24 protein-coding genes and 2 tRNA genes are annotated in these 25257 nt (G+C 64.2%); 14 read left to right on the forward strand and 12 right to left on the reverse strand.

The window, feature by feature from the left end; genetic code table 11:
- Positions 1–55: 55 nt before the first annotated feature.
- Together argS and AmiPiv_RS10945 are read right to left on the reverse strand one after the other, a co-directional pair.
- Positions 56–1813 carry an arginine--tRNA ligase gene (gene argS / locus AmiPiv_RS10940; RefSeq protein ID WP_340037454.1) on the reverse strand — a complete coding sequence of 586 codons (1758 nt, stop codon included), beginning with the start codon at positions 1811–1813 and terminating at the stop codon, positions 56–58.
- A 62-nt stretch (positions 1814–1875) separates the two neighbouring features.
- The gene (locus AmiPiv_RS10945) at positions 1876–3096 is read right to left on the reverse strand and encodes a deoxyguanosinetriphosphate triphosphohydrolase (protein ID WP_340037455.1); all 1221 of its coding nucleotides are present in this window, start codon (positions 3094–3096) and stop codon (positions 1876–1878) included.
- 71 nt (positions 3097–3167) lie between these two features.
- Between AmiPiv_RS10945 and erpA the strand changes: the two genes are divergently transcribed.
- The 3 genes from erpA to AmiPiv_RS10960 are packed head-to-tail and all read left to right on the forward strand — an operon-like array spanning position 3168 to position 4409.
- Positions 3168–3515: an iron-sulfur cluster insertion protein ErpA gene (erpA, locus tag AmiPiv_RS10950; RefSeq protein WP_340037457.1), complete on the forward strand. Its 348-nt coding sequence runs from the start codon at positions 3168–3170 to the stop codon at positions 3513–3515.
- Complete coding sequence (locus tag AmiPiv_RS10955; RefSeq protein ID WP_340037458.1) at positions 3515–4024, forward strand: hypothetical protein; 510 nt, start codon at positions 3515–3517, stop codon at positions 4022–4024. Before erpA ends, AmiPiv_RS10955 begins: the two co-directional genes overlap by 1 nt.
- A gap of 1 nt (position 4025) precedes the next feature.
- Entirely contained in the window at positions 4026–4409 is a 384-nt protein-coding gene (locus AmiPiv_RS10960) for a VOC family protein (protein WP_340037459.1), read from the forward strand.
- A gap of 67 nt (positions 4410–4476) precedes the next feature.
- Here AmiPiv_RS10960 and AmiPiv_RS10965 read toward each other — a convergent pair whose 3' ends face one another.
- A complete protein-coding gene (locus AmiPiv_RS10965) occupies positions 4477–5961 on the reverse strand; it encodes a nucleobase:cation symporter-2 family protein (protein ID WP_340037460.1) in 1485 nt (494 codons plus the stop codon).
- A 137-nt stretch (positions 5962–6098) separates the two neighbouring features.
- Here AmiPiv_RS10965 and xth point away from each other — a divergent pair, with 137 nt between their 5' ends.
- Positions 6099–6890, forward strand: coding sequence for an exodeoxyribonuclease III (gene xth / locus AmiPiv_RS10970; RefSeq protein WP_340037461.1), 792 nt, complete (start codon positions 6099–6101; stop codon positions 6888–6890).
- A 126-nt stretch (positions 6891–7016) separates the two neighbouring features.
- Here xth and AmiPiv_RS10975 read toward each other — a convergent pair whose 3' ends face one another.
- From AmiPiv_RS10975 to AmiPiv_RS11010, 8 genes are all read right to left on the reverse strand, one after another.
- Positions 7017–7835: a tetratricopeptide repeat protein gene (locus tag AmiPiv_RS10975; RefSeq protein ID WP_340037463.1), complete on the reverse strand. Its 819-nt coding sequence runs from the start codon at positions 7833–7835 to the stop codon at positions 7017–7019.
- A gap of 703 nt (positions 7836–8538) precedes the next feature.
- Complete coding sequence (locus AmiPiv_RS10980; RefSeq protein WP_340037464.1) at positions 8539–9771, reverse strand: OmpP1/FadL family transporter; 1233 nt, start codon at positions 9769–9771, stop codon at positions 8539–8541.
- Positions 9772–10135: 364 nt separating this feature from the next.
- Positions 10136–12919 carry a valine--tRNA ligase gene (locus AmiPiv_RS10985; RefSeq protein WP_340037465.1) on the reverse strand — a complete coding sequence of 928 codons (2784 nt, stop codon included), beginning with the start codon at positions 12917–12919 and terminating at the stop codon, positions 10136–10138.
- 140 nt (positions 12920–13059) lie between these two features.
- On the reverse strand, positions 13060–13764 hold the full coding sequence (locus AmiPiv_RS10990) for a PopZ family protein (RefSeq protein ID WP_340037466.1): 705 nt from the start codon (positions 13762–13764) through the stop codon (positions 13060–13062).
- Between the two features lie 226 nt (positions 13765–13990).
- The gene (locus AmiPiv_RS10995) at positions 13991–15340 is read right to left on the reverse strand and encodes a TolC family outer membrane protein (protein WP_340037467.1); all 1350 of its coding nucleotides are present in this window, start codon (positions 15338–15340) and stop codon (positions 13991–13993) included.
- A gap of 196 nt (positions 15341–15536) precedes the next feature.
- Entirely contained in the window at positions 15537–16211 is a 675-nt protein-coding gene (locus tag AmiPiv_RS11000) for a protein-L-isoaspartate O-methyltransferase family protein (protein ID WP_340037468.1), read from the reverse strand.
- 83 nt (positions 16212–16294) lie between these two features.
- Positions 16295–16368, reverse strand: a tRNA-Cys gene (locus tag AmiPiv_RS11005).
- A 133-nt stretch (positions 16369–16501) separates the two neighbouring features.
- Positions 16502–16756, reverse strand: a complete 255-nt coding sequence (locus AmiPiv_RS11010; RefSeq protein ID WP_340037469.1) for a PGPGW domain-containing protein — start codon at positions 16754–16756, stop codon at positions 16502–16504.
- A 198-nt stretch (positions 16757–16954) separates the two neighbouring features.
- On the opposite strand from AmiPiv_RS11010, the gene AmiPiv_RS11015 reads away from it, so the two are divergent.
- The 6 genes from AmiPiv_RS11015 (at position 16955) to AmiPiv_RS11040 (ending at position 20640) form a co-directional block, all read left to right on the forward strand.
- A tRNA-Asn gene (locus AmiPiv_RS11015) sits at positions 16955–17029 on the forward strand.
- A 185-nt stretch (positions 17030–17214) separates the two neighbouring features.
- Positions 17215–17577 (forward strand): hypothetical protein, encoded by a 363-nt coding sequence (locus tag AmiPiv_RS11020; protein WP_340037470.1) that lies wholly within the window; start codon positions 17215–17217, stop codon positions 17575–17577.
- Entirely contained in the window at positions 17574–18302 is a 729-nt protein-coding gene (locus tag AmiPiv_RS11025) for a YncE family protein (protein ID WP_340037471.1), read from the forward strand. Before AmiPiv_RS11020 ends, AmiPiv_RS11025 begins: the two co-directional genes overlap by 4 nt.
- A gap of 81 nt (positions 18303–18383) precedes the next feature.
- Positions 18384–18605 (forward strand): hypothetical protein, encoded by a 222-nt coding sequence (locus tag AmiPiv_RS11030; protein ID WP_340037472.1) that lies wholly within the window; start codon positions 18384–18386, stop codon positions 18603–18605.
- Positions 18606–18673: 68 nt separating this feature from the next.
- A complete protein-coding gene (locus AmiPiv_RS11035; protein ID WP_340037473.1) occupies positions 18674–19471 on the forward strand; it encodes a DUF6065 family protein in 798 nt (265 codons plus the stop codon).
- Positions 19468–20640: an MFS transporter gene (locus AmiPiv_RS11040; protein WP_340037474.1), complete on the forward strand. Its 1173-nt coding sequence runs from the start codon at positions 19468–19470 to the stop codon at positions 20638–20640. Before AmiPiv_RS11035 ends, AmiPiv_RS11040 begins: the two co-directional genes overlap by 4 nt.
- A 25-nt stretch (positions 20641–20665) precedes the next feature.
- Here AmiPiv_RS11040 and AmiPiv_RS11045 read toward each other — a convergent pair whose 3' ends face one another.
- A complete protein-coding gene (locus tag AmiPiv_RS11045) occupies positions 20666–21814 on the reverse strand; it encodes a pyridoxal phosphate-dependent aminotransferase (RefSeq protein WP_340037475.1) in 1149 nt (382 codons plus the stop codon).
- Between the two features lie 138 nt (positions 21815–21952).
- On the opposite strand from AmiPiv_RS11045, the gene AmiPiv_RS11050 reads away from it, so the two are divergent.
- The 4 genes from AmiPiv_RS11050 to accB all read left to right on the forward strand — a co-directional run bounded on the left by AmiPiv_RS11050 (position 21953) and on the right by accB (position 25257).
- The gene (locus AmiPiv_RS11050) at positions 21953–23353 is read left to right on the forward strand and encodes a M48 family metalloprotease (RefSeq protein WP_340037477.1); all 1401 of its coding nucleotides are present in this window, start codon (positions 21953–21955) and stop codon (positions 23351–23353) included.
- A gap of 50 nt (positions 23354–23403) precedes the next feature.
- On the forward strand, positions 23404–24192 hold the full coding sequence (locus AmiPiv_RS11055; protein ID WP_340037478.1) for a DsbA family protein: 789 nt from the start codon (positions 23404–23406) through the stop codon (positions 24190–24192).
- Between the two features lie 126 nt (positions 24193–24318).
- Positions 24319–24753 carry a type II 3-dehydroquinate dehydratase gene (gene aroQ / locus AmiPiv_RS11060; protein ID WP_340037479.1) on the forward strand — a complete coding sequence of 145 codons (435 nt, stop codon included), beginning with the start codon at positions 24319–24321 and terminating at the stop codon, positions 24751–24753.
- Positions 24754–24783: 30 nt separating this feature from the next.
- Positions 24784–25257, forward strand: a complete 474-nt coding sequence (gene accB, locus AmiPiv_RS11065) for an acetyl-CoA carboxylase biotin carboxyl carrier protein (RefSeq protein ID WP_340037736.1) — start codon at positions 24784–24786, stop codon at positions 25255–25257.

Below are 25257 nucleotides of genomic sequence, written 5' to 3' on the forward strand. Positions count from 1 at the left end.
GGTTGGCCCTTACCAGCGCAATGTGGGCAAAAGGTGACAGGAAATCCCAGGAAACCTAGCGCATTTCGGTGGGGGCTTCCGCTCCGATCAACGCCAGGCCCGACGTCAAGACGTCCGAAACAGCCTGCACCAGCCCGAGTCTGGCATAGGTCAATTCTGGATCGTTAACCTTAACAAAGCGTAAGTCGGGGTTGTCCGTTCCGCGGTTCCAGTGTCCGTGGAACGTGCTGGCCAGGTCGTAGAGGTAGAATGCCAGCCTGTGCGGCTCCATCGACTGCGCCGCGGACTCGATCAGCCGCGGATACTCCGCCAGCTTCTTCACCAGCGCGATCTCGCCTTCGTCGGTCAGCCGGTCGACATGGGCCATGAGATTGGCGCGGCCGAGATCGACCTCGCCGAGCTGCTCCCTGGCCTGCCGGAACACAGAGTGGGTGCGCGCCGAGGCATACTGCACGTAGAAGACCGGATTGTCCTTGGACTGCTCGGTCACCTTGGCGAAGTCGAAGTCGAGCGGCGCGTCGTTCTTGCGGTAGAGCATCATGAAGCGGATCGGATCGCGGCCGACTTCCTCGACCACATCGCGCAGGGTCACGAACTCCCCTGCCCGTTTGGACATGCGCACCGGCTCGCCGTCGCGGAACAGCTTGACCAGCTGGCACAGAAGCACGTCGAGCTTCACCGCGCCGCCGGTCACCGCGCGCGCCAGCGCCTCCATGCGCTTGACGTAGCCGCCATGGTCGGCGCCGAGCACGAACACCAGCTCCTCGAAGCCGCGGTCGACCTTGTCCTTGAGGTAGGCCACGTCGGCGGCGAAATAGGTGAACGAGCCGTCCGACTTGACCAGCGGCCGGTCCATGTCGTCGCCGACCTCGGTCGAGCGGAACAGCGTCTGCTCGCGGTCTTCCCAATCGTCCGGCTTCTCGCCCTTGGGAGGCGGCAGCTTGCCCTTGTAGATGTGGCCCTTGAGCGTGAGGTCGCTGATCGCCGCGCGGATCGCCTTGGCGTTGTCGGCATGCAGCGTGCGCTCGGAGAAGAACACCTCGTGGCGCACGTTGAGGAGAGCCAGATCCTCGCGGATCATCTCCATCATCGCCGCAATCGTGCGCTCCTTGACGATGGCCAGCGCCTCGTCCTCGGGCATCTCCAGCAGCTTCGGACCGAATTCCTTGGCCAGCGCCTGCCCGACCGGCACGAGATAGTCGCCCGGATAGAGCCCGGCCGGGATCTCGCCGATCGCCTCGCCGAGCGCCTCGCGATAGCGCAGCATCACCGAGCGGCCGAGCACGTCGATCTGCACGCCGGCGTCGTTGATGTAATATTCCTTGGTGACGTCATAACCGGCGAAGTCGAGGATGTTGGCCAGCGCATCGCCGACAACAGCGCCGCGGCAATGGCCGACATGCATCGGGCCGGTCGGGTTGGCCGAGACATATTCGACGTTGACGCGCTTCTTCTTGCCGATGCCCGAGCGACCGTAATCGGCACCGCTCTCGAGCAGGCCGGCAAGGTGCTTCTGCCAGAAGCCGTCCTTGAGCCTGAGGTTAACGAAGCCGGGTCCTGCCACCTCGGCCGTGGCGACGTCGGCGTCCTTGGCGAGTTCCGCCACCAGCCGATCGGCCAGCGCGCGCGGGTTCTGCCCGGTCGGCTTTGCCAGCACCATGGCCGCATTGGTCGCGAGATCGCCATGCGTCGCGTCTCGCGGCGGCTCCACGGCAATGCGCGCCAGGTCGAGCACGCCGCCATCTTTCGGAGTCAATTCAAGCGCTTCGACGGCTTTGGTGATCCGCTCGTTGAAATCGGCGAAAATGTTCATCTGCTCGGCTCTGAATGGCATTGCGTGTCGACCGGCAAGAATGCCGGAAAATTGCGCCCGGCCTAAACCAAATCGGGCGTGTGGTCAAACAAGCGTCGGTGCTCCTTGACCGCATAGGTGTCGGTCATGCCCGCCAGGAAGTCGGCCACCGCCCTCGCCTTGACCCGTTCCTCGCAGCGGTCTAACCCTTCGCGCCAGCCCTCGGGCATGGCGCGTGGGTCGGCGAAATAAGCGTCGAACAGCTCGCGCACGATGCGGTCGGCATTGGCCCGTACCCGCATCACCTCGGGGTGACGGTACATGTTGCGGTAGAGGAAGGCCTTGAGCTCCTTCTCCAGCACCGTCATCTCGGCCGAGAACGTCACCATCGCCTCGCCGGCCGCCCTCACCTCGTCGGCGCTTGCCGGCTTCAGGCGCTCGATCCTGGCTGCCGCCGTCGAAATCACGTCCTCGACGAAGATGGTGATCTGCCGGCGCATCAATTCGTGCCCGGTGCGCACCGCGTCGAGCGCCGGATAGCGTTCGCGCACGCCGGCGAGGATCTTCGCCGGCAGCGCCACCTCGTCCAGCATGTCCAGCGTCAGCAGCCCGGCCCTCAGCCCGTCGTCGATGTCATGGGTGTTGTAGGCGATGTCGTCGGCGATCGCCGCGCACTGGGCCTCGAGGCTGGCGAAGCGGTCGAGCTCGAGGTCGTGAAGCTCGCAATAATCGAGGATCGCCTGCGGCACCGGACCCTTCAGCCCCTTGCCGGCGGCGTCGGTCAGCGGCCCGTTGTGCTTGACCAGCCCTTCCAGCGTCTCCCAGGTCAGGTTGAGGCCGTCGAACTCGGCATAGCGCCGCTCGAGCTTGGTCACCACCCGCAGCGACTGGGCGTTGTGGTCGAAGCCGCCCCAGGCGGCCATTTTCGCGTTCAGCGCGTCCTCGCCGGTGTGGCCAAAGGGCGTATGGCCGAAGTCGTGCACCAGCGCGATCGCCTCGGCCAGGTCCTCGTCGCAGCGCAGCGCACGGGCCAGCGCACGCGCGATCTGCGCCACCTCGATTGTGTGGGTCAGCCGGGTGCGGAAATGGTCGCCCTCATGCGCGACGAACACCTGGGTCTTGTGCTTGAGGCGGCGGAAGGCCGTCGAATGGATGATGCGGTCGCGGTCGCGCTGAAACGGCGTCCGCGTCGGGCTCTCGACCTCGTCGACGAAGCGCCCGCGCGAGCGCGCCGGATCGCAGGCATAGGCTGCCCGCGGGCGATAGCCGAAGCCGATGTCGCCAAGTTGCCGCTCGCCGTCCATGCTCCCCACCAGTTGACTTGCCTCAGGTCGCTTCATACCTATCATGGGAAACCGAACGCAAGGTGACGCCAATGGGCGCAGATGCCAAGACCGCAATGAAAGTCGAGATGACCGACGCCGCAGCCAGGCGGATCGCCAAGATCGTCGCCGGCGAGCCGGGCAAGACGGCGCTGCGCATCTCGGTCGAGGGCGGCGGCTGCTCGGGCTTCTCCTACAAGTTCGATCTCGTCGAAAGCGCCAACGCCGACGACATCGCCATCGAGAAGGATGGAGCGACGCTGCTGATCGACGACCTGTCGCTCGTCTACATGGGCGGCTCGGTGGTCGACTTCGTCGACGACCTGATGGGCCAGTCTTTCCAGATCAAGAACCCCAACGCGGTCGCCGGCTGCGGCTGCGGCACCAGCTTCTCCGTTTGATGTCCATTCTCGAAGGCTACGAGGTTCCGACAGCGGTTCTCGTGGCACGCGAGATGGAAATCGTTTCCAATGCCGAGATCATTGGATGGGCGAATAATCACAGTTCGGTCGCGCCCTACACAGAAGACATGGCCTTCGACGAATTGCGTCGCTCTAATCCAAGGCGCGCGACAGACGTCGAGATGGCAGCCACGCGCCTGGCCGCCTTAGTGCAGCAACACTTTCCCGATTTCGACAAGAACTCTGCGGAAGCCGAAGAGAGCGTACGAAATCTGTTCCTGCGCAGGCTTCAGGAATACTGCGTAAGCCTGACGCCTCCGTTCACTGTCTGCCAAATGGTCCAGCCCATCGAGGAGGCGTACAACTTCCCTGTCTGGTTGGGTGACCTCTACAACGCATGCGATTGGGTCGATCACCGGTCTACGCTCCAGCAAGCACCACAGGTCGGTGAAGCCGTCGCACGAATACTCGCCGAATACGGTCAGCCTCTCTCACACAGGGGGGACTGAGATGGCTCGTCCCAGGGCGCTCCGCCAGGTTGCGCTCTCGGCCGGCCGGGACATCGACGCCACGCTCGGCTTCTGGCTCGACGTGCTTGGCCTGCCCGTACACGCCCGCTACGATCCGCCGGGCATCGCCTTCATCGTCGTCGGCGGCGCGCGCCTGTTCTTCACCGGCGGGGTGCCGCAAGGCACCGTCTATCTCGACATCGAAGATCTCGCTGCCTTCCACCGGAAGGCAGCCGACGATGGCATCGCCTTCACCGCAGCACCCGCACTGATGCACCGCGATACAGAGGGCGTCTTCGGCCCGGCCGGCGAAAGCGAGTGGATGGCCTTCCTGAAGGATCCCGCCGGCAACACGATCGGCCTGGTCGAGCGCAAGCCGGACTGACGCCCGCGCCGCGCCAAATGAAAAAGGCCGCCCTGCGGCGGCCTTTCCCAGTTTGATTTGGGCTCGATCACGCTTCCGAGGCCATCGCCGCCTCGCGAATCTCCTCCTCGTTCACCTTGGTGCCGTTGAAGAAGGCATTGAGCAGGACTGCCGATACCGACGCCAGCAGAATGCCCGACTCGATCAGCGGATAGATGCCACGCGGCAGCCACATCTTGAAGTCGGGCGCGATGAGCGGGATCATGCCGAAGCCGACCGACACCGCGACGACGAACAGGTTGTTGCGGTTGGTCTTGAAGTCGACATTCGCCAGGATGCGGATGCCGGTCGCGGCCACCATGCCGAACATCACCAGTCCCGCACCGCCGAGAACGAAGGTCGGCAGGGCCTCGACGAGCGCGCCCATCTTCGGCACCACGCCGAGGAAGATCAGGATCACGCCGCCGGCGATGCAGACGAAGCGGCTCTTCACGCCGGTGACGCCCACCAGGCCGACATTCTGCGAGAAGCTCGTGTACGGGAAGGTGTTGAACAGGCCGCCGATGAGCGTGCCGAGGCCGTCGGTGCGCAGGCCGGCCGAAAGCATCGGCTGCGTCACCTTCTTGCCGGTCATGTCGCCGAGCGCCAGGAACATGCCGGTGGATTCGATCATGACGACGATCATCACCAGCACCATGGTGACGATGAGGATCGGATCGAAGATCGGCATGCCGAAGCGCAGCGGCGTGACGATCTCGAACCAGCCGGCGGACGCCACCTTGTCGAAGCTCATCATGCCCAGCGCCGCGGTGATGACGCCGCCGATGACGATGCCGAGCAGGACCGCGATGTTGGCCAAGAAGCCCTTGCCGAACTTGGCGATGGCCAGGATCGACACCAGCACGATGGCCGAGATCAGGATGTTGGTGGGTGGAGCGTAGGCGACGTTCGACACCGTTGCCGCAAGCGCCAGCTTGTCGGGTATCGGCGGTATCGTCGAGCCGGTGGCGGCGGCCATCTCGGTCACCGACTTCAGCCATGCGGCATGCTCGGGCGCCACGATACGCGGCGCGGTCGGACCGACGGGGGTGCCGAAGATCCAGTTGATGCCGATGCGCATCAGCGACGCGCCGATCACGACGATGATCGTTCCCGTCACCACCGGCGGGAAGAAGCGCAGCATGCGGCTGACCAGCGGCGCGATCAGCAGCGAGACGATGCCTGCGCCGATGATGGCGCCGAAGATCATGCGGGCGCCGTCGGGACCCTGGTTGGCGTTGGCCATGGCCACCATCGGGCCGACGGCGGCGAAGGTCACGCCCATCATGACCGGCAGCTTGATGCCGAACCACTGGGTCGCGCCGAGCGACTGGATGATCGTGACGATGCCGCAGACGAACAGATCGGCGGAGATCAGGAAGGCGACCTGCTCAGGGTCGAGCTTGAGTGCGCGCCCGATGATGAGCGGCACGGCGATTGCGCCGGCATACATGACCAGCACATGCTGGATTCCGAGCGCAGCAAGACGAGGCGCGGGCAGCACCTCGTCCACAGGATGTGGACTGATTGACATGGCATTTGTTCCCCTTTTGCCAACCGGTCCCAATATGCCAAAGGAAACCGGTTCCCTTCCTCCGAAGGATGATGCAGGATCGTCTGGAACGGCCTCAACGGCTATCAAGAATTATTTGAAATAATCGCGTGATTTTCATGAAGATCGTAACCTGGAATATCAACGGTGTCAGAGCCCGTATCGACAACTTGCTGCATTGGCTCAAGGAGAGCGATCCGGACATCGTCTGCCTGCAAGAAATCAAGTCGGTGGATGAACAGTTCCCGCGACTGGAAGTTCAAGCGCTCGGCTACAATGTCGAAACGCATGGCCAGAAGGGCTTCAACGGCGTCGCAATACTTTCGAAGCTCCGCTTCGACGAAGTCAATCGCGGCCTGCCCGGAGATGATTCGGACGAACAGTCGCGCTTTATCGAAGGTGTCTTCTCGACCGACAGGGGCGCGCTGCGCGTCGTCTCGCTGTACTTGCCCAACGGCAATCCGGTCGGCTCGGAGAAGTTCCCCTACAAGTTGTCTTGGATGGCACGTCTGGAGAAATGGGCGACCGAGCGGCTGGCGCTGGAGGAAGCACTCGTGCTCGCCGGCGATTACAACGTCATCCCGGAGGCTGTCGACGCCCGTTTTCCGGAACAATGGCTGGGCGACGCCCTGTTCCAGCCGGAAACGCGCCAGGCCTTCCGCCGGCTGAAGAACCTCGGCTTCACCGAGGCCGTCCGTGCCGTGACCGACAGGCCGGACGTCTACACCTTCTGGGACTATCAGGCCGGCGCCTGGCAGAAGAACAACGGTATCCGCATCGATCATCTGCTGCTGTCGCCCGAGGCTGCGAACCGGTTCGGCTCGGCATCGGTCGAAAAGCACGTGCGCGCGTGGGAAAAGCCGTCCGACCACGTGCCCGTGGCCATCCATCTCGACCTGGCGGCGGCTTGAGACGACCACTTGGCTCGCCTGCGGGCGAGCCATTTCGAACCGAACCGATCGTCTGGAAGTCAGCGCCGGCGCGCAGGCCTCGTGCTCCGGCCGGGGGCCGGCCGCAAGCCGGCCTCGACGAGGCGCCTACTGGTTGCCCTTCTTGAGGATGTCCTCTGCGAGCGAAATCGCCGTGCGGCGGTCGGACTCGTCGGCGAGCGCGAAGGCCTCCTCCTGCATGCCCCTGATCCAGGGCTGGTCGACAGGGGTCGCACGCTCCAGCGCAGCCGTCATCATGGCGAGGCCTCGCACCACCTTGCCACTCTGGAAGAGCAGGTTGCCGAGCGTCGCCTGGGCGCCGGCATGGCCCTTTTCGGCGGCCAGCTGCAGCCACCGCCCGGCCTGCCGGACGGACGCCTTGACGCCGCCGTCCCCGTTCAGGAACATCTTGCCCATCTCGAACTGGGCGTTCGGATTGCGGTAGTTGGCGGCGGCGCGCATGTAATACTCCTGCGCCGCGACCGGGTCGGCGGCCACCGGGCTGCCGGGAATGCCTGCCTTCATGTAGCCGCCCAGCGCCACCAGCGCGTCGGAGACATAGCTCTCCTCGGGCGAGCCGGGTTCGACATCCTGCTCGGCGATCTCGCTGAAGAACTTGAAGGCCTCGTAGTCGTCCTGGGCGACGCCGTCGCCCTCGGCATACATGCGCGCGAGCTTCCAGGTGGCGCCGATCTGGCCGTTTTCGGCCGCGTAGCGATAGGCCTCGACGGCCTGGTCCTTGTGGCCGTTCTTGTAGGCGGAGTAACCGAACTGGAAGACGGCCCACGGGTTGGACTGCGGCTTCACCCCGGTCTTGTCGTCGAAGACCTTGTCGTCGAAGGCCAGCGCATTGCCGGCCGCGCCGAGAAGGGCGGCGGCGACGAGCGCAGAATACGCAGATATCCTAACCAACTCAGAGACCCGCATGGCCGTGCATTTCTTTCACCCCACCGCGGTGGGCCACCGCACCGTTGCGGTTCGCCGCGACGGATTGGGTACAATTCCATGTCGCTCCCTCCGGCCCGCGGCCGGCAGAAAACGGCTTCCAGTCACTCGCCCTCTCCGCTAGCTCGGCCCCGGATCGCGTTGCTGCACCGAGGCGCGCGCGGTCCGAGACGTCACCCGAACGAAGATGCCCTGAATTTTCGGCCAAAGTACGGCCATGTACGGCGCGGACCGGGCCACGCGTGCGACGGCGCCCCAAGCAGGCGCCCGTCCGTTGCAGCAGACCGGATGCGGTGGCTCCAGAACCCCGCCGGATTGGCGACGGCAGGCGGCAGGGAAGCCGGCGCAACGGCAGCCGCACCACCGCGAGGTGGCTGACCGACTGCTTGGCCGTAAAGATCGCCCTGGCGTCCATTTTCGTCCCTGCCGCACCATTGCGGCTCTGCTCAGCGTCCCCGCCACGGTCCGCCGCGGTCCGAAGACCTCATCGGGGTGCGCCGGGTTTATGGCGGGAAATGGGCAATTGCCCTCCCCCATCCGCATAGCCGAAAGCATGGAGAAGAAGTGTTGCGGAATCGTCACATTCCGTGGCCCGTGAGCCACACATGGTTTCCGAAGGGCAAACGCCCGGCGGTCAACAAAAAAGCCGGGCGCGAGGCCCGGCTTTGTGCGGAGGCGGTGGTGGTTACCACTTGACCTTGTAGGAGGCGGACAGGGCATAGGTGAAGTCGCCATCGACCGTATATGCGAAGGTATTGCCCGGCCCCGGAGTCGTTGGTGAAGGATCGGCGGCTACCGAACCGGACGTCATGTATGTAATCGCGCCTCCGAGGCGCAATTCGCCACCCACCTTGTCCTTCAGGGACACGCCGGTGAACATCGTATAGGTGTCTGTGTGGGCGTCCTCCGTAGTCGAAACGCCCTGGTCCCACATCAATCCGACAAGTCCCGAGATGTTCTCGGTAAATGCGTGCCCGATGCCGGCGGAAATCGTCCAGCCGTCTTTCCAATAGTACTCCAGAACGCGCGGATTACCGGGCAGACCAACGATGTTGTAGGAGAGTTTGTCCAGCACGCTCCAGTCTGTCCACTTCACGGACCCAAACGCCAGCCAGCCCGGTGCGATGCCGCTCTGAAGCTTCATTTCCACCGACTGCGGGAGCGTACCAACGCCGTTGGTTGGCAAGGTCACAAGTGTGTTGCCCGCCGCGTCTCGGACCACAAAGCTGTTGCCCGTGCCGTCTCCCGGAGTGTGCTCGATTTGCGATCGATACATGACCTGGGCACGCAATGCGATTTCGGGAATGTCGTAGGCGGCGCCGATGCGATAGCCTGGGCGGTAGCTATCATCGAAAGTCAGAGTACCGGTTCCACCCGCGGGGAAGCCTGGAACTCCCGGTGCGAAACGTACGACCTGCTCATATGAAAAGTCTTGAACGAAGGCGCCACCCAGAAGCCAGGCCCTGCCCTTGCCAAGGTCAACCTTATAGCCGCAGGTCGCTCCGAATTCGTTCGTCACGAACTCTTCCGACATGGTGCCCGTGCCGTCCGCCAGACCGGCGGTGATGGCCTGAGGGCCGTAGGTGGCACCTCCCCCGAAGCTCTGGGTATAGGTGCCTGCGCAGCGCAGATCGTCGGTCAGGTTGAACTTTACGGCCGCGCTGGGAACGACGTAAGTCTCGGAGTACTTGCCATCGGTACCCTTGACCGTTCCGCCGAGCAATGGACTTGTGATGGTGTCATAGCCACGCCTCGGCACGACAATTGTCGCCCCCGTCCGCAGGTTGAAGTTCCCTTCCTCGAAGAGAATGTCCGTATCGGCCGTGCCGCGCGAAAAGCCGCCGGCCTGCGCCGCGCCTGCGGCAAGCATCGTCAGCGCCGTTGCCCCCAGCAGCGTCTTGAGACGAAGGTTGGTCATGGTTGTCCTCTCCCGAAAAGCTCGTGAGCCGAATTGAACGGCTTCATTGTCGTCGGGCAACCTTGATTTTTTACCAACGCCGACGGGTCGGCCTTGCGTGCCGGCCGACGCGCCAAGCCTTCCCCTTACGGAAACGTCAATTTCGACGATTCCGCATTTGGTCGGGCAAGAAATTCCAGGAATTTCCGCCCGCGTTCTTCCGGAAATTGCAATTTTTGGGGTGTTTCGGCTGATTGTTACATTATGGCAACAATCGGGCGGAAAATGGTTACATCGACCACAATTCCGCCGCGGCATGCCGCTTTTACTGGCAGCTGCGGGCCTGCCGCAGCCTGAGGCTGCAGCAGGCCGTGACGTCGAATCGTCAACTGGCTTCGCGCACCCGGGCAAGCGCCGTGTCGAGCTTCTGCTGGGTCAGCCGGTAGTCCTCCAGCTTCTCGCGCTCGGCGGCGACGATCTCCTCGGGAGCACCGGCCACGAACTTTTCGTTCGACAGCTTCTTGTGCAGCCGGGCAATCTCCTCGGTCGTCTTGGCGAGTTCCTTCTGCAGACGCGCCGCCTCGGCCGTCAGGTCGATGAGCGCGCCGAGCGGCAGGCAGGCAGTCGCCTCGCCGGCGACGATCTGGGCCGACCCCTTGGGTGCGGCATCCGCCTGGGTGATCTCGCCGACGCGCGCCAGCCGGGCGATCGCCGACTGGTGCCGCTTCAGGCGCTCCAGCGTCTCGGCATTGGCACCAACGAAGACCAGCGGGGCGATCGCCGCCACCGGCACGTTCATCTCGGAGCGCACCGAGCGGATGCCGGAAACGAGGTCGACCAGCCAGTTGATCTCGGCCGCGGCCTCGGCGTCCTCGAAGTCGGGCGACGGCCACGCGGCATGGCACAGCAGCGACGGCCGCTCCCTGCCCTCGCCCGCCGTATGCGCCCAGAGTTCTTCCGTCATGAACGGCATCATCGGATGCAGCAGCTTGTAGATCTCGTCGAGCACGAAGGCCGCAACCGCCTGGGTCTCGGCCTTGGCGGCCTCGTCCTCGCCCATGAAGATCGGCTTCAGCAGCTCGAGATACCAGTCGCAGAAGGTGTTCCAGACGAAGCGGTAGGCGGCGCCCGCCGCCTCGTTGAAGCGGTAGGAACCGATGCCCGCGGCGATCTCGCGCGTGGCGCGGGTCAGCTCCGTCAGGATCCAGCGGTTGACGGTCAGCTTGGCATCGTTGAGCCAGAAGTCGTCGTTGCGCTTGACCCCGTTCATCTCGGCGAAGCGTGTCGCGTTCCACAGCTTGGTGCCGAAGTTGCGGTAGCCGGCGATGCGCGCCGGGTCGAGCTTCACGTCGCGGCCCTGCGCGGCCATGATGGCGAGCGTGAAGCGCAGCGCGTCGGCACCGTATTCGTCGATCAGTTCGAGCGGGTCGATGACGTTGCCCTTCGACTTCGACATCTTCTGGCCGTTCTTGTCGCGAACGAGCGCATGCACGTAGACGGTGTGGAACGGCTCCTCGTCCATGAAGTGCAGGCCCATCATCATCATGCGGGCGACCCAGAAGAAGATGATGTCGAAGCCGGTCACCAGCACGTCGGTCTGGTAATAGGTGTCGAGCTCTGGCGTCTTGTCGGGCCAGCCGAGCGTCGAGAACGGCCACAGTGCCGACGAGAACCAGGTATCGAGCACATCCTCGTCGCGGGTCAGGATCTTGCCCGGCTCGAAATTCTCGAGCTGCTCCTCGACCCAGGCCTTCCAAGGGCCCTCGAGCGCGAGATAGTGCTGGACGGCGACATCCAGCGCCTCTTCCTCGGTGCGCTCGACGAAGACCTGACCGTCGGGACCATACCAGGCCGGAATCTGATGGCCCCACCACAGCTGGCGCGACACGCACCAGGGCTGGATGTTCTCCATCCAGTCGAAATAGGTCTTCTCCCAGTTCTTGGGCACGAAGTTCGTGCGGCCCTCGCGCACGCTCTTGATCGCCGGCTTGGCCATCTCGGCAGCATTGACGTACCATTGGTCGGTCAGGAAGGGCTCGATCGGCACGCCGCCGCGGTCGCCATGCGGCACCATGTGCTTGTGCGGCTCGATCTTGTCGAGGAAACCGCCCTCCTCCATGATCCTGACGATCAGCCTGCGCGCCTCGAAGCGGTCCAGGCCCTGCAATTGTGCCCAGACGCCCTCGCGCATTTCGGTGCGGTCCGCGCCGGCGAGGAAATCCTCGTTGTCGACGATGTTGATCTTGGCCTCGACCGTCAGGACGTTGATCTGCGCCAGGTCGTGGCGCTTGCCGACTTCGAAGTCATTGAAGTCGTGCGCCGGGGTGATCTTCACCGCGCCCGTGCCCTTCTCGGGATCGGAATACTCGTCGGCGACGACCGGGATCTTGCGGCCGACGATCGGTAGGATGACGTTCTTGCCGACCAGCGCCTTGTAGCGCTCGTCCTCGGGATGCACGGCAACCCCGCTGTCGCCTAGCATCGTCTCGGGACGCGTGGTCGCAACCGTGATGAAGGTGCTCGCATCCTCGGGATCGTAGACTTTGCCCTCGACCGGGTAGCGGAAGTGCCAGAGGTTGCCGTTGACCTCGTGCTGCTCGACCTCGAGGTCGGAGATCGCGGTCAAAAGCTTGGGATCCCAGTTCACAAGGCGCTTGTCCTTGTAGATCAGGCCCTGCTTGTGCAGCGTGACGAAGACCTCGATGACCGCCTTGGACAGGCCCTCGTCCATGGTGAAGCGCTCGCGCGACCAGTCGCAGGAGGCGCCCAGCCGCTTGAGCTGGTTGAAGATCATGCCGCCGGATTCGTCCTTCCACTCCCAGACTTTCTCGACGAACTGCTCACGCGTCAGATCACGGCGATGGATCTGCTTTTCCATCAGCTTGCGCTCGACCACCATCTGCGTGGCGATGCCGGCATGGTCCATGCCGGGCTGCCAGAGCACGTTCTTGCCGCGCATGCGCTCGAAGCGGACGAGGATGTCCTGCAACGTGTTGTTGAGCGCATGCCCCATGTGCAGCGAACCGGTCACGTTCGGCGGGGGGATCACGATGGTGAAGGGCTCGGCGCCTTCGGCGGCGCCGGCGCCCGCCCGGAAGGCGTCCGCCTCTTCCCACGTCTTGGCAATCTTGGGCTCGACGGTCTTGGCGTCGTAGGTCTTCTCAAGCATCGGAATTGGTTCCGTTCGGTCCGGATTTTCTGTCCGGTGTAAACCGGATGGGTGCGGTCAAGTCAACTGCGCCACGGGTATGGTGCTGAAACGAAAACGCCGCCCGAAGGCGGCGCTTTCATGATCTGCGTCCCAAAAAATCACTGCGCGCCGCGCGCGATGCGCTCGATCTCCTCGCGCACCAGCTTCTCCACCAGCGTGGGCAGGTTGTTGTCGAGCCAGTCCTGCAGCATCGGCCGCATCATCTCGGCCGCGATCTCGTCGAAGGACATGCGGCTGCGTGCGGCGTAGGCGCCGTTGAGCTCGCCGAAGGCGGCCGAAACCTGACGTCCCGCCACATCCGAGATCAGTGCCGGCTTCGCCGCCGTCTGCTCCGGCGCGGCCGGCTGCTCGACAAGCTTGCCGGTCGAGGCCGGCGCGACAGGCGGCGGGCCGGCCAGCTGCTCCATCTGCTCGACGGCCCGGGTCGGCGTAGGCGACCAGCTCGCCGCGACCGGCCGCGCCGGCGCGGCCGCCTCGATCCTGGGGACGCTGGTGTCGGTCGCGGCCGGCTTCACCGGCTCGGCGGACGGCCAACCAACGCGAGCGTCCTGCACCGCGGGCTTGGCGGGCGGAGCAACCTCCGCCTTCACCTCGGGCGTCGGCCTGGCAGCCTGGAGTTCGGCCCTGAAGGCCTCGACCTCGATGACGTTGCGCTCGCCACGCACATCCTCCGGCTCCGGCTTCGCCTGCTCGAAGTCGATCGTCGGGCGCTTTCCGGTGTCGTTGTCTTCGATGATCCTGCGGATGGAGGCGAGAATCTCCTCCATCGAGGGCTCGCGTTGAACAGTGCTGGGCTGGGCCATCGTCACATCCGCCGCCTTTGTGACCGGTTACATTCCCGCCCGCCGAAACGGGCTTCGAATCAGGCTTTCAGCGTAACCCACCGATTCCCCTTCGAGAATCCCCTTTCGGCCGGCCGCGGCGATTTCAACAGATTAACGATCCGTTGCCGCTGGCCGGAAACGACGACGGGCGCCCGCTCTGGCAGAGCGCGCGCCCGTTCGAGAATTTCTTGCCTGTGCGGCCGTATCAGCGGCCGTCGGGCGTCCGCAGGCCGATCCACTTGTCCTTGACGGCGTTGTAGTGCTCCTTCGGATCGTACTTGGTCACCTGCAGGCCGAGCCTTTCGACCGACAGGCGCCCCGTGGCCGAAAGGATGGCGTAGCTCGCCACCACCACGTCGCGCTCCGACGTCGCCAGGTTGATCTGCGCGCTGATGACGTCGGCCTGGGCGTTGAGCACGTCAAGCGTCGTGCGCTGGCCGACATTGCGCTCCTCGATGACGCCGTTGAGCGCCAGCTGCGCCGCCGACACCAGCTCGCGGTTTGCCGACACGCTCTCGCGCGCCGCAGTGTACTGCGTCCAGGCCGAGGTGACGGCCGCACGCACCTGGTCGCGGCTGACATCGACCTCGATGCGGGCCTGGCCGAGCGATTCCTTGGACTGGCGCACCTGCGCCGAAGCGCGGCCGCCCTGGTAGATCGGCACCGTCAGCGTCGCGCCGATGCTGGCCGACGTCGACCAGCCGTCCGGAGACGATGCGCTGTTCGGGGCGCTGTCACGATAGATCTGCGACACGCCCGCCGAAGCCGACACCTGCGGCAGCAGCGCGCCCTCGGCCGACTTCACGGAGAAGCCCGCCGCGTCGACCAGGTATTCGGTGGCGAGGATCGCCGGGTGCGCTTCGGCCGCCAGCGCACCTGCGGATTCGAGGCTCTTGGGCAGGAGCTTGCCGAGCGGAGAGGTCGCCTTCAGGTTCTTCGGCTCGTCGCCGACGATCTGGCGGTAGATGGCGGCGCTCGACAGCGCCTGCGCCCGCGCCGCGCTCAGTTGCGCCAGCGCGGCCGAACGCGAAGCGTCGGCCTGGGCCACGTCGGTGCGGGTGCCCTCGCCCACGTCGAAGCGCGAACGCGCGGCGCGCGCCTGCTCGGTCAGGAACTGCAGGTTGCGCTCGGTCAGGGCGGCCACCTGGCGGTCGCGGATGACGTCCATGTAGGCGCTCGCCGCGTTGAACAGGATGTTCTGCTCGGTGTTGCGCAGGCTTTCGTTCGAGGCGCGCACGCGCGCCTCGGCCGCCGCGACGTTGTTCTTGGTCTGGAAACCGTCGAACAGCGACTGGCGGATCTCGACGCCGAACGAACCCGTCGTCAGGTTCGTCGTGGCGTTGCGCCTGGTGGTCGAATAATCGATGCCGGCCGAGCCGTTCACCGTCGGGCGCCAGCCCGACTTGGCGATGGCGACGTTCTCGTCGGTGACGCGCACGCCGGCACGCGCCGAATTGAGCTGCGAATTGTTCTGATAGGCCTTGGACAAGGCACCGAGGATTGTTTCGGCCGAAGCCGACAACGGCGACAGTGCCGTGGCGGAAACCAAGGCCATGGCCAACAAGCTCTTGCGGAATAACGACACTACGCGTCCCTCATTCATTCTGCGGCGATCTGCCGGAAGGCTGGCTGAAGCCCTCACGGAAAACCGGCTCAACGTGCCCATTCCCAACAAAAGCAGTCAAGAATCAGGCACACCCGTCCGGTTCTTAGATCATCACGACGCGCTGTACACCGCAAGAAAAAGCCGGTCAGAACTCAAATTCGCGTGTACGATTGAAGCCCGGCAGTGGCTTAACTGCCGCATTGAAGGCCCGGCGGGCCGTCACGGTGCCGGCCGCCTTGACGAAGAGACGCGCCACGCCGGCATTGCCATGTCCCTCGACCACGACCAGGCGGCCGCCCTCCTTGAGCTGGGACAGCAGCGCATCGGGCACCTGCTCGGCGCTGCCGCCGACGAAGATGACGTCGTAGGGAGCCTCCGACGGATAGCCGTCCTGGAGCGGGCCGGACACGACGACGACATTGTCGTAGCCGAGCGAGGCAAGCGTCGAAGTAGCCTTGGCGGCAAGCGCCGGATCGACCTCGAGCGCCACGACCGAGCTGGCCAGACGCGACAGCACCGCCGACGAGTAGCCGGTAGCGCAGCCGACATCGAGCACGAAGTCGCCCGCCTGCACCTCGGCGAGCTGGGCGAGCTTGGCGAAGGGAGACGGCTCCATCAGGTAGCGCGGTTCGCCGCCGTCGCCGGTCGAGGCGTAGCGCAGGTCCTCGTCGATATAGGCGAACTGGCGCAGGCCGTTGTCGACGAACGCCTCGCGCGGCACCGCCAGCATGGCCGACAGGATGCGGGCATCGGTGACGTCAGTGGTGCGCACCTGGCCGTCCACCATCTTCACGCGAAGTTCGGAAAAATCAGCGTTCATGTCTTAACCGGCCCGCCTTCGGCGCGAGATGCGCAATGCCAATGCGCCCGAAATGGGAACCCCGGCGGCGGTGCCGAGGAAGCTGGAGGCCTCGCCCGGAATCGAACCGGGGTGCAAGGATTTGCAGTCCTCTGCGTAACCACTCCGCCACGAGGCCTCGCCGCTTCGGGCGTCTACACGGCTCCAATAGGTTGCCAGGATTCTTGCGTCAAGCGGGGGAAGACTCTTTCTCAAGCCTTTTGCAGTCGTCCGCCTCCACGACGCCCCCCGGGCGGCAACATGGTCTTCGCTCAGTTGCCCGAGCGCCGGCGGCGCTCCCACCATATGATTAGGCGACGGCGCACGCGGCGCACGACGTGGAATTCGTGCGACAGGATGAGCAGCCCGAGCGGAATCATCCAGAAGCCGAGCACCGGCAGGAAGCCAAGCAGGCCGAAGATGCACAACGCCACGCCGAGCGCGATGCGCACGCCGCGCGACTGCGGCATGGCGAATTCGCGCCCCATGACCGAGATCTTCCGTTTCGGATGTTGATCCTGCTTCATCGCACCTCGTTGCCGGCAAACGTGCTGCGCCCGAAGGCCGCGCTCGGCCGCTCCAGCCGCCGGAACGCGTCATATGAGAGCGCCTGTCGGCAAATACCAGAAAGGCGGCAGTGAAAAACTTCCAAAAAAACCAGATTACCGCTTTGCAAATCGCAAAACCGTTTGCTATACGCCGCCTCGTTCACACGAGAGCGCTCTTCCCCGGTAGCTCAGTGGTAGAGCAACCGGCTGTTAACCGGTTGGTCGCTGGTTCGAATCCGGCCCGGGGAGCCATCTGCTCAGTGGAGCATTCCCAACCCCACCTCCGCGCTTTCGCGACTTGTGCCGCAACGTGAGAGCTGTTGCGCGGCTTGGCGCCTGCCGGAATCGCGGGTCGAGAGCAGGCAAGCATTGGGGGGTCAATGATCGACAGATTCACTGTTTGAGTTCCGCTCGTCATCGAGGGCCCCGCGGAATCGGTGCTCGCCAGGCTCGGACGAACCGAGGACATTCGTTTTTCGCCGAGCAACCGGCGCCTGGCCATCGCCGGCTTCGGCAAGAGCACGTGCCTGCTCCTGGACGTCGAAATAATTCGCACGGCCGCAACCGCGACCCTTCGGATCAATGACTACCTGCAGTTCGAATCGGCGGCATTGAGCGAGCCGCATGGCTTCGACTTCATCGACGAGCAGACGCTGGTCGTTGCCAACCGGCGCGGCTTCGTGAGCCTATTTCGGCTTCCCGAGCGAACCGGAGTGGAGCGAACGATCGAGCTTTCGCCATTCCGAATGACCGCGCAAATCCGTGGCGACGCATCCATTCTCCCGGTTCGGTCTGCGTGACCCGGGCCGACGCGGAGACATGCAATATCCTTGTCTGCAACAACTACAGGCATCGCATCACCCGACATGTCGTCGGGCTCGCCCGCACCTCGGTTCGCAACAAGATCCTGCTCGACCGCGGGCTCGACATACCCGACGGCATCGCCCTCAGCCCGGACAAGGCGTGGACCGCCGTCAGCAATCACAACACCCACACCGTCCTCATTTTCGACAATCGCAGCGCGCTCGGCCGGTACGCGACCGCCGTCGGCACCCTCCACGGCGTCAGCTATCCGCACGGCCTGCGCTTTTCGCCCGACGGCAGGCGCCTGTTCGTTGCCGATGCCGGCAGCCCGCACGTCCTTGTCTATCATGCCAAGGACGGCAATTGGAGCGGCGAGCGAAACAGCAGCCTTTCGCTCGTCGCGATGAGCCAGGAGACCTTTCTGAAGGGGCGCAACAACCCGCAGGAGGGAGGTCCGAAGGGACTGGACATCGACGCCAGCGGCCGGCTGCTGGTTGTCACTTGCGAGGAACAGGCGATCGCCTGCTTCGACATTACGAGATTGCCGTCCGAAGATGCACCTGGCCGGCTTCCATCAGGATGGGCCAGAAGTTCTGCGGCCCGCCCATGCTGCAGACAACCCGCTAAACACAACCGCCGAGACGACTGTTGCCTCTCCGCCGAGCCAAGAACCATAGTCTATTATGCATATATGAATGCATCATCTATCCGATCCCAATGACCTCGCAACAATTGACTTTCCATTACAATGAAGGAAACATGCGAGTTGCATTTTTTTCTTCTTTTCTTGGGAGGGACCAAAATGACATTCGACATAGCTGACAGTTCAAAAGTACAGATCGCCAACAAGAGCCCCCTTTTCCCGACAGCGTATGAAGTCCCGGCGTCGATCAGGGACACCGGCGACGTTCAAATCGCCAACAAGAGTCCGCTGTTCGGCAGTGCGCTGGAAAGCTGCCATGCGATTGCCGACGATGGCCGCGTGATCATCGCCAACAAATCCCCGTTGTTTCAGCCCAACTAGCGATGCCGATGCCGCCAGCAGCCGCAGCGTACTGGTTGCTTGAGCATCAATAGTCAGCAACAAGCGTGATGGGATATCCCGTCACGCTTGGACATTTCTTGGCAATCTCCGTTCAGCCAATGGCCGATAGCGTTCCGGGCAACTTCTCGATCAAATTCTACCGCATGGTCCCCTCGGCCCCCACGCCCGTGGCCGGAGATCATTCCGCTGGCGGAACCATGCCGATGCGGGCTTTTCGCTATTGCGAACCGATGCGTTTGGCTTCGTCTGTCGGCTGGTACATTTTCCCGCCCATCGATTTCAGTCTTGTGTGGGACGGCGCCACCACCCGCTGGACGTTCAAGGGTGCCGACGCCTGGTACAATCTCGACGGTGCCCAGTTCCCGAACTTCCGCATGCTTTTCGACAAGCTCAGTCCGGAGAGGGTCCGGGGATTTTCTCCACAGTTTCTGGGCGCGGTAAGCCATCCGGGTGTCGTTCAGATTTGGAGTGGGCTCGCAGCCAGAACCTCTGAAGACTGGAGCCTCTTGGTGAGGCCTCCCGCGAACCTACCGAGAACGCAGAATTTCCAGGGTTTTGAAGGCATCATCGAAACGGACCGGTGGTTTGGTCCCCTCTTCACCAACATCAGACTTACCAAGACAGACGTGCCCGTCGACTTCAAGGTCGACTACCCGTTGTTCATGGTGCAACCCGTTCACAGGTCGACCGCCGATCTGGTCGGCAAGACGGCCGTTGAGGTTGTTGGCGGGTTGGAGCAATTCCTCGACAGCGATTGGGACGACTATCACAAGACCATCGTCGAACGGGTCGGCGAAAAGCGCGTCACGGGCGATTACGCAAAACGCTCCCGCAAGCGAAAATGACGCTATCTGGCGAAACCCATCAGACGCATCCGGCTGCACTGCGCCCGCGACTTGCGCTTGCATCCCCGATACTTGGAAACGCCGCTTACATCGTCGAGATATCGGGGTTTTCGGTCATTCTCGCAAGTTTTGCCGCCTCGTCCGGCACCGATCCCGACCGGGCCGTCTGGATCTATTCCGTCTATAGCGCCGTCGTTGCGATCGCTATCCTCGCCGGGGGATGGATCGGCGACCGGTTCAGCGCCCGGCTCGTCTTTGTGCTTGGTATGACCCTTTTCATACTGGGGGGCGTAGGCTTCTTCTTCGCGACGACGCTCGGCATGCTGCTCGTCGCGCGCCTGCTGCAAGGGGCTGGCGGAGGACTCTTCTCGCCGATGGTACCAGTCCTGCTGATAGCGGGCTCCAAGAGCACAGACAGCAATATCCTTTCCAGTTGGGCCATCATCAGCGGCCTTGTCGCCGCCGCAGCCCCCCTGACCTTCACCATGCTGTCGGATTCATTCGGCTGGCGTGCTGCCTCCTTGGCGATTCCCGGAATTGCCCTTTCCGCCCTGGTTTGCACACGTTGGCTGCCCCGAACGACGCGAGAACACGAGCCCAGGAAACTGCCGCGAAGCACCGCCTTCTGGATGCTGGCCGCCCATGTCTTCTGCGTTTATGGCCTCACCACCTATTTTCTGTATGTGGTGCCGCTGCAGGCGGTGGACATCGGCATTTCTCATCTTGATCTGGGTACCGCGCTTTCCGCGCTCTGGCTCGCCTTTGCGGCCGGAAGCGGCGTCGTTCGCAAGCTGAACGACGACCGGCACCTGCTTGCCTACCTTGTACTCGGTGTCGCGCTGGACTTCATTGCGATCGCCTTGTTTTTGCTGAACCCTGCCACCATCACGCTGTTTGCCGGGGCGACTATCCTTGGCGCTGGGATGGCGTTGAACAATGTGCCGACGACTGTGCTGATGCTGCGACTGGCACCGCCGCAGTCAAAGGGAATGGCCTCGAGCATCGACATCGTCGCCGCCCGCGCAGGCGGGATAGCAACCGTCAGCCTTCTCGGCACGTCGCCCTCACTGGGCCTCATCGGTATGATCGCATTGTCCGTCCTGGCGGTGGCGTTGCTTGCTCCGTTGTTTGGAACCAACTCCACAGCAGTAATCTCAAGCACGAACTAGCCACTGGCGCAGCCAGCGTTCGAGGTCACCGCAGCCAGCGTTCGAGCCGGTCCATCGCCTCGACCATCTCGTCGTGGCTGCCGGCATAGGAGAAGCGCATGGTGCGATGGCCGGCGAGCGTGTCGAAGTCGCGCCCTGGTGTTGCCGCCACATGCGCCTCTGAAAGCATGCGGCGCGCAAATTCCATGCTGTCGTTGGTAAGCCGCGAGACATCGCAGAACGCATAGAAGGCGCCGTCCATCGGCGCGGCGAAGCTGAAGCCCAGCGCCGGCAGCCGCACCTCCAGGAGTTCGCGGTTCCAGGCATAGCGCGCCTTGACCGCCTCCAGTTCGTCGGTGGCATTGAACGCCTCGACGGCCGCCACCTGCGAAAGCTCCGGCGCGGAGATGTAGAGCGACTGGGCGATGCGCTCCACCGGTCGCACCAGCCGCTCGGGCAGCACCATCCAGCCGATGCGCCAGCCGGTCATGCAGTAATATTTGGAGAACGAGTTGATGACGGTGACGTCCTGGTCATAGGCGAGCGCGGTCACGTCCGGCGCGCCATAGGCGAGCCGATGGTAGATCTCGTCGGAGATCACCGCGATGCCGAGTTCGCGCGCCGTGTCGACGAGCGCCTTGAGTTCGGCCGGCGGCACCACCGCCCCGGTCGGATTGGCAGGGCTCGCGAAGAGCACGCCCTTCAGGGGTTTTTCGGCGTGCGCCTGCCTCAGATGTCCGGCGTGGAGATAGGCTTCGCCGTCCAGCTCGATCTCGACCACGTCGAGGCCGAGCGCGCCCATGATGTTGCGATAGGCCGGATATCCTGGCGCGGCGATCGCCACCCTGTCGCCGGCGTCGAACATGGCGAGGAAGGCAAGGTTGAAGGCGGCCGAGGAGCCGGTGGTTACCGCGATGCGCGAATCAGGCACCTCGACGCCGTAGTGATCGGCATAGTGGGCCGCGATCGCCCGGCGCAGCCCGGCGAGCCCGAGCGCGTCCGTGTAGCCGATGCGTCCCAGCTTGAGCGCCGCAGCAGCCGCATCGCGCACCCTTTGCGGCGCCGGGTCGGAGGGCTGGCCCACCGCCATCGACACCACCGGCGTGCCGAGCGCCTTGAGCCTGTTGGCTTCGGCAAGTATGTCCATCGCATGGAATGGCTCGACTTCGCCGCGCCGTGATATAGCAACAACCATCTTCTTCGTTCGCTTCCTTTGCCGTCACGCTGGCAACGCGCCGCACAATTGCCCGATTGGTATGGGGATCACAAGTTGATGAGATTTTCGAACCCGCCTTTTCATCGCCCGAGGGCTCGTCTACGAGTGTTTCCCGCAATGCACAGCCACGGTAGTCTTTCGCGTTTCCTCGCAACAACGGCGCGCGCCTTCACCGGCCTTGCGCTGGCGGCGGGACTCGCGCTGACTTCGACGGGCGCTGCGCTGGCGCAACGCGTGCCGATCGTCCGCGACGCCGAGATCGAGGCGCTCGTGCGCGAATACGCGCGGCCCGTGCTCAAGGCCGCCGGTCTCGGCAATTCCGGCATCAACATCGTGCTCGTCAACGACCCGGCATTCAATGCCTTCGTCGCTGGCCGGCGCATCTTCATCAATACCGGCGCGCTGATGACGGCCGAGACGCCGAACGAGATCATCGGCGTGCTCGCCCATGAGGCCGGCCACATCGCCGGCGGCCACCAGGAGCGCCTGCGCGACCAGCTGGAACGCGCCCAGACCATGGCGATCGTTGCCGCCCTGCTCGGCGCCGGCGCGATGGTGGCAGGCGCTGCCACCGACACCAGCGGCCTGGGTGCCGCGGGCGCCGGCATCGTCTCCGGCGGATCGGAGATGGCACGGCGCAGCCTGCTCGGCTACCAGCGTTCCGAGGAAGCGACCGCCGACCGCTCGGCCCTCACCTATCTCAACGCCACCGGCCAGTCCGCCCAGGGCATGCTGAAGACCTTCCAGCGCTTCCAGAGCGCGCTGTCGCTGTCCGGCGCGCGGGTCGACCCCTACCGGGTCAGCCACCCGATGCCGCGCGAGCGCATCGCCAATCTCGAAACGCTGGCGCGCGAAAGCCCCTATTTCGACAAGGCAGATCCCGCCGCGCTGCAGCAGCGCCACGACATGATGCGGGTCAAGATCGCGGTCTACACCCAGGGCCAGGCGGCCGCCTCGCGGCTGCTGCGCGGCAGCTCGGACAGCCTCGCCGTCAGCTATGGCGACGCCCAGGCGACCTATCTCTTCGGCGACCTGCGCTCGGCACTGACCAAGGCCGATGCGCTGATCAAGTCGCAGCCCAAGAACGCCTATTTCCACGAGCTCCGCGGCGACGTCCTGATGAAGTCGAACAAACCCGCTGCGGCAGCGGAAGCATATGCGACCGCGGCCCAGCTCGATCCGGCCAAATCGGGCATCCTGCCCATCCAGCTCGGCCAGGCCTATCTCGCGATCGGCACGCCCGACGCGCTCAAGAAGGCGGTCTCCGAAATCCGCAAGGGCCTCGACCGCGATCGCGAGAACGCCTCGGGCTACCGCTACCTGGCCCAGGCCTACGGCATGCTCGGCGACGTGGCGGACGCCGATCTTGCGACCGCCGACGGCCACTACTACAGCGGCGCCTATCAGGACGCCAAGATCTTCGCCATGCGCGCGCAGCAGAAGCTGCAGCGCGGCTCACCGGGCTGGGTGCGGGCGCAGGACATCATCAACTACAAACAGCCGGGCAAGAAGAAGTGAACCTTTTGCACGGGGCGGCGACAAAGCCGAAAGGGCTGGAGACTGAGATCATGAAAAAGGCAATCCTTCTAGGCACGACGGGCATCGCCGTCGCATTCGCGATGCTGGCGATTGGGGCGTTTGCCCAGCCGAACGCGGCATATGCCCAGAACGCGCAGCAGCTCGACCGCAAGGAGGTCGAGAAGATCGTGCGCGAGTATCTGCTCGACAATCCCGAGATCCTGCTCGACATGCAGAATGCGCTGGAGACCAAGCAGAAGGAGGCGCAGCGCACCGCCGCCATCGAAACGATCAAGCAATACAAGGACGAGATCTTCAATTCGCCGTCCGACGGCGTCGTCGGCAATCCCAACGGCAAGATCACGATCGTCGAGTTCTACGACTACAACTGCGCCTACTGCAAACGCGCCCGCGCCGACATGCACGCGCTGATGCAGGAGAACCCCGACCTGCGCTTCGTGCTCAAGGAATTCCCGATCCTCGGGCCGGATTCGCAGAAGGCCCATGTCGTGTCGATGGCCTTCCTCAAGCTGATGCCGGAGAAGTATCTGGAGTATCACGACAAGCTCCTGGGTGGCGAGGGCCGCGCCGGCGAGGAACGCGCCATCAAGGTCGCGCTCGAGCTCGGCGCCGACGAGGCGAAGCTGCGCGAGGGCATGAAGGACCCCGCCATCATCGACACCTTCAACAAGACCTACGATCTCGCCAACAAGCTGTCGATCAGCGGCACGCCTTCCTACGTCGTTGGCAACGAGGTGGTCTTCGGCGCCCTCGGCAAGGACGTTCTGACCGAGAAGATCGTGGCCGCCAGGGCCTGCAAGGAAGACGCCACCTGCTGAGCGCCCGCCACAGCCGCCGTTGTGGACAGCGCAAGAAGTCGCTTGCGCTCTTTTCGCGGCGGCTTATGCCGATTATAGAGGGTCCGCCGCGCCAGAGAGGATCTGGTGGGCGGAAGGGTCTATAAATTGAAAACGGTTTTCGTCCTCAACGGTCCGAACCTCAACATGCTGGGCAAACGCGAGCCCGGCATCTATGGCGGCAAGACGCTGGCCGACATCGAGGCCGACTGCATGGCAGCAGGCACGGCGCTTGGTCTTGCGATCGACTTCCGCCAGTCCAACCATGAGGGCGTGCTGGTCGACTGGATCCACGAGGCCGGCGAGAAAGCCGCCGGAATCGTGCTCAACGCAGGCGCCTACACCCACACCTCGATCGCGCTGCAGGACGCCCTCCGGGCAGTCGCCCCCCTGCCGGTCGCCGAGGTGCACCTTTCCAACATCCACGCCCGCGAGCCGTTCCGCCACAAATCGATGGTGGCACCGGTGGCCGTGGGCATGATCTGCGGCTTCGGGCCGCTCGGATACACGCTGGCGCTTCAGGCGCTGGCCGCCCGGCTCTGACCGGAAACAGAAAGAGAAAAAGGCTTGAACATGTCGACGAAGAAGACCGGTGGTGTTGACCAGCAGCTCGTCCGCGACCTTGCAGGAATCCTGAACGACACCAATCTGACCGAGATCGAAGTCGAACTCGGCGACCTCAAGGTGCGCGTCTCGCGCCAGACCCAGGCCGTCCACGCCGTCGCTGCCGCGGCGCCCGTTCACGTGGCGGCGCCTGCCGCGGTGAACTCCACCGCCGTGGCGGCGATCGCAGCGCCGGCCGCCGACAACTCCAAGAACGCAGTGCCCTCGCCGATGGTCGGCACCGCCTATCTGGCGCCGTCGCCCGACGCCAAGCCGTTCATCGAGATCGGCGCCAAGGTCAAGGAAGGCCAGACGCTGCTCATCATCGAAGCCATGAAGACGATGAACCAGATCCCCGCCCCGCGCGCCGGGACCGTCACTGCGATCCTGATCGAAGACGCGCAGCCTGTCGAATACGGCATGCCGCTCGTCGTCGTCGAGTAA

This window comes from Aminobacter sp. Piv2-1 (genome assembly GCF_037625995.1).
Taxonomy (GTDB): Bacteria; Pseudomonadota; Alphaproteobacteria; order Rhizobiales; family Rhizobiaceae; genus Aminobacter.